Consider the following 4,863-nt stretch of genomic DNA (forward strand, 5'->3'; position numbering starts at 1 on the left):
CCGGTCGTGATTCATCGTACAACACGAAATAAAACGTAAGTATAATCAAAGAACATAACTCTCAAGCAGCAATAAGGCCAAGCCTCGTATATTCTGGCCATGTCAGATAACGCTCGGCGGCTACACGCGGTAGCTCGCACGCGAGAAATTTATAGTTAATTAAGAACATACTCAACACGTGAGCGAGCTACTGGCGAAGCGAGCGCATACAATAATGTAGCCTGTGGGGACATCAAAAAGCGCTCGCGAAGCGGCACGTGTAAGCCGCATGTTATCTGCGGTCTGGCCGTTTCTTAGTTCTTTCCTTGATTTCATCCCACTCAAATATCAATTCACCCAATGAATTGAACATTCCCAAAAACTCTTTTGGGGGAATACCAATATCTGCATATGGTAATGGAATATTTTTTATCATTCTAAATTCACTTAAGTATTTTTTTTCGATCCACGGCTCGCCCATTGATGACATAGCGTTATAATACATCAATAGTTGTTCATGAGTAGACAGTTGAGCACGCAAAGTTTTGAGATAGTCATATTTTTTCGTAACAATCGAATCGTCTTGTTCATCTACATATTTTACAATTTGAAATAAATGTCGAAAATAATGGCCTAATTTGTTGATATGCCCACAAAATGGTTTATATTTCATTATCAAATCGTACGTACCATTCTCAATTTCTACGCTGATTCTGCCGTTTCGTTCGTAGGTTTCTTGATGCTTTGTCAGCACTCCAAAATAATGGCGTAAAAACGGTTCTCCATATATGTCTAGTGCGTTTAGTGTTAACTTTTCTGAGTTCTCACCAACACCAGCGAAAAAAGTTATGTAGGAGATGTTCATGAAATCACGTTCTGTAAATGGTTCAGCGTTGATTAATAAATCCTTTTGCGCATTATACACACCCTTTAATACATGATAACAGAATTTCAATTCAGATACCATTGGCACAAAAACCTTTCTTCCTTTTACAGCATTTTCGATGTCAAATTCTGCAACATTATCTCTATGCATTTTAATTAATTCAAAAAATCTTCTTTCGAAGCTATCCAGTTTATTTGCAACATCTTGAATATCAAATTGCTTTGTTTGAGCCTTATTCGCTTGCAATTGTACCCAAAATGCCAAGAAAGTTATTAATGCAGCAAGTAACGCAATTATTGGCCCCGTAATGCCGCCAATTGTGTCTCCAATTTCTCCAGTTTTTGTATAATCAAATGCTTCCCACCATGTATTTCTTGTAAGAATGAGAGGAAAAGCAATTAAGATTATTAATGATACGATTGGAAAAAAATAGAAAACTAAATTCGGCTTTTCACCATTTAGGAGGGCTAAATAGGATTGTCTCAATTTGTTCATGTCTCTTTCTCACTTTAATGCTTCTGAAACGAGGCCAGATCGCAGATAACGCTCGGCGGCTACACGACATGGCGCGAAGCGTGCCACCGAATAGGTGGTAGATAAACTAACTTTACCACCAAAACTTATATCTCAAAGAGCGCCATGTGCGAACGCGCCAGCGTTCGTGTAAACTAAAATCTCTATCTTCAAATGCTTCCGCTGGCGCGGAAGCGGACGTGTAAGCCGCATGTTATCCGCGGTTTCCGAATTTCTTATTCTTAATATTCGTTCGTTGTAAGGAATATTTCGTTTCGAATCTTAATGTGCGAGTGTCAAATGGAACAATTGAATTACGCCGAATTAGCCACCTTTCGTTAATAATATACTGTGGAATTGACCCAGATCGCAGTGGAACGAATAGCGTAATCTTTCTTATAAAGGGGTCATCAAAGGTTGCCAAGACAGAATCGGAAAGGAAATTTGCTTGCGCACTTCTAATTAGTTGGGAAGGAAGCTTTGCGAAGCCGTTGCTGTCACTTTGAATTACTTGTTTAGAGTTGATAGTTACTTTTGCGTAACCCAAGCTCAAACTATCGAAATCATAAACTTGTATAAATATGCTATCACTAAGCATCTGGGAGGATTCAATCACGAATGACTTTGTTTGTTTCGGCTTCGCAAAGCTATTAAGAATAATCGTATCAGAGCTAATCTTCCAAGTTCCTTGCAAAACACTTCCGCCTCCAACGTCATAAAAAATGTAGTACTCAAAGTGCCCATCAGGCTTGAGAAGAAGTTGCGTGCATGCGTAATAACCGTCTTCACATTCACCATACAGTCCTGGTACGGCGCTATTCTGTGAATAACACTGAAATGTGAGGAAAATCATAAGAAAGGTGATACGTTTCATCATAATGTTTTCTCGGAAATCGCGGATAACGCGGCGCGGCTACACGCAGTAGCTCGCACGCGAGAAAATTAAAGCTAATTAAGAACATACTCAAACCGTGAGCGAGCTACTGGCGAGCGACGCCCACAATTTCTCTATCGTTAAATCAAAAGGCGTCGCGAAGCGACACGTGTAAGCCGCATGTTATCTGACGTCGGGCCGTTATCGATTTGTGGAAACATTATCTCTGAAAATGTTGAGACGATTGTCAATTTTGTCTAAGTGTTTTAATTTAAAACTGGTACTACCCTTCCAGTATTTATCAAATGATTTGCCTGCAATTCCGACTAAACGTTTAGTTACTGATAATGAGGATGAAAGGAATTCGGAATTAAGGAGTTTAGTAACTGCGCCCTCTCGAAGAAATCTCAACAGAGGATCTTCCTGTTGCATTTTGTTAGCAATTTCGTAGGCATATCTGCCTTCCACGCCAATATTTTTTAATTGCAACAATATCTGGATTTCCCTTTTACTCAAAAAGCTTACTCTATGAAATGATCTTCTTGAGGCTTCTGTCAGCAACCTGTCAATAATATGACCGCATCTTCTTGCAGCTAAATACGCATTCTCTGGTTTTTCATTTGAACGTGACAAGCTTATTATGATACTTTTTAAAGCACACTCGACACACATAATTGTGTCTACGAGTGTTTTTGGAGTGAAAGTATTAGGAGAAAAACGAGGGCTTTTATTCAATATTTGTATCCGATGAAAAAAGTCTTGAGAGTCCAGTAGAAAATATTGTGCTAAGCGGGCTTTTAAGTACCGATCTACATTAAAAGGTTTAACTCCAATTGATTTCATGAATTTGCGATCAAACAAATTAGCTGTCATATTTTATCCCTTTTGTGAGGCCCGATGTCAGATAACGCTCGGCGGCTACACGCAGTAGCTCGCACGCGAGGAAAATTATAGTTAATTAAGAACATACTCAAACCGTGAGCGAGCTACTGGCGAGCGACGCCCACAATCTCTCTATCGTCAAATCAAAAGGCGGCGCGAAGCGGCACGTGTAAGCCGCATGTTATCCGACGTCATGCGTCCTTATTTAGATATCTTATTCAAAAAGTCTGTTATCTGTTGACTTGTTGTTGTCAAAGCTTTAATGGTTGCTTCACTTTTTGCGCGGCGCACTGTCATACCTAAATTTAGGTCACTCTTTTCCTGGATCGCTAAGAAATCTTCAGTGACTACAGTTGTGAAAGGGATGATTCCTGTTCTAACATCAATAAATACCGCTTCACAATTCCCAAAAGCCTTAACTTTGTCTTTTCCCCAAATAGCATATTCTTGATAAACATCGGTAGAAATACGATAAACCAACAACAAATCAGCTTGCAAACGAACAGCGGCTTCGCGCAAAACAGAGATGTTAGCGTCTTTGGGGACCATCAAATCGGGCAGAGTTGATACTTCGTCAATCCGTCCAGAGCGCAATAGTATGGATGAAATAGTATCGGCATACGACTGTTGCAATTTCATGTGATCTTCGGAACGCCAATAGTAACTATAGTAGTTAGATTCGTAACGGTCAGGGAACTTCATCAAAGCTATTTTTGCATGCATCGGCAAAACAACTTTGCTACTCAAGATTCGAGCAATTGTCGAATCATCAAGAACGGATTGATCAGATTTGAATAATGATGACTGAAGTGTCGGACGTTTATCATACTCGTCAGAATATGTAATGTTTCGAGGGGGCGCCGCGCAACTCGTCACAAAAACCAAAAGAAAAAATAAAGTGCAATATTTCATAACAGACTCCATTTTAGTAAAACGCATGATGTCGGATAACGCTCGGCGGCTACACGCGGTAGCTCGCGCACACAAATAAAAACGTTAATTAAAAACGTAAACTACCAAATATCTTCATAGCTCTGCGTCCCGTTACACGTGTGAATAAAATCACCGGCACTCGGCGAGACAATAAAGCTGCATATTTCAAATTCGTTCATCATATACACTATGGATAAGAACGACTACGAGAAACGCCCCTAACACGATCACTCAACTACTAAAAGTTAGAACATTTGATATTAACTTACAAAGGAAAAAACTATACCGGGCCGAGTGCAAACTGAAACCTTAATAAAATCCGATCCGGGACGCAGAGCGAAGCAAATCGAACGGTGCGCGAGCTATCGGCGAATGACGCGCATACAATAGTGTAGCCTGTGGGGAACTCCAAAAAGCGCGTCATGAGTGAACGTGGAAGCCGCATGTTAGCCGACGTGGCCATTTTCTCGAAACACTGAGGCGGTAAACTACCACTGAATCAATGGATCAAGGTATTCCATGCCGAAAGTGATTCATCGTACATGAAATAAAACGTCATCATAATCAAAGAACAGATTTTCAAACAGCGACAAGGCCAAGCCTCGTATATTCTGCCATGTCGGCTAACGCTCAGCGGCTACACGCGGTAGCTCGCGAACGATAGTATAGAACGTTAATTAAGAACATATCAAAACGTGAGCGAGCTATCGGCGAGCGAGTGCCACAAAAGTGTAGCCTGTGGGGACTCCAAAAAGCACTCGCGAAGCGAACGGGGAAGCCGCATGTTATCCGCCGT

4 protein-coding genes are annotated in these 4,863 nt (G+C 40.8%); all 4 read right to left on the minus strand.

Annotation, left to right across the window (positions count from 1 at the left end; translation table 11 throughout):
- Positions 1-271 precede the first annotated feature (271 nt).
- The 4 genes from F9K33_16230 to F9K33_16245 all read right to left on the minus strand — a co-directional run bounded on the left by F9K33_16230 (position 272) and on the right by F9K33_16245 (position 4,046).
- Entirely contained in the window at positions 272-1,360 is a 1,089-nt protein-coding gene (locus F9K33_16230) for a hypothetical protein (protein ID KAB2877533.1), read from the minus strand.
- 232 nt (positions 1,361-1,592) lie between these two features.
- Complete coding sequence (locus tag F9K33_16235; GenBank protein ID KAB2877534.1) at positions 1,593-2,255, minus strand: hypothetical protein; 663 nt, start codon at positions 2,253-2,255, stop codon at positions 1,593-1,595.
- A gap of 198 nt (positions 2,256-2,453) precedes the next feature.
- Positions 2,454-3,125, minus strand: coding sequence for a hypothetical protein (locus F9K33_16240; GenBank protein KAB2877535.1), 672 nt, complete (start codon positions 3,123-3,125; stop codon positions 2,454-2,456).
- A 210-nt stretch (positions 3,126-3,335) separates the two neighbouring features.
- The gene (locus F9K33_16245; protein ID KAB2877536.1) at positions 3,336-4,046 is read right to left on the minus strand and encodes a hypothetical protein; all 711 of its coding nucleotides are present in this window, start codon (positions 4,044-4,046) and stop codon (positions 3,336-3,338) included.
- Between the last annotated feature and the right edge of the window lie 817 nt (positions 4,047-4,863).

Source organism: bacterium, assembly GCA_008933615.1.
In the GTDB taxonomy this organism is placed as follows: Bacteria; CLD3; CLD3; order SB21; family SB21; genus SB21.

Coding starts and splice junctions, on each gene's coding strand:
- F9K33_16230 (KAB2877533.1), bottom strand. CDS start 1,360: ATGAACAAATTGAGACAATCCTATTTAGCCCTCCTAAATGGTGAAAAG.
- F9K33_16235 (KAB2877534.1), bottom strand. CDS start 2,255: ATGATGAAACGTATCACCTTTCTTATGATTTTCCTCACATTTCAGTGT.
- F9K33_16240 (KAB2877535.1), bottom strand. CDS start 3,125: ATGACAGCTAATTTGTTTGATCGCAAATTCATGAAATCAATTGGAGTT.
- F9K33_16245 (KAB2877536.1), bottom strand. CDS start 4,046: ATGAAATATTGCACTTTATTTTTTCTTTTGGTTTTTGTGACGAGTTGC.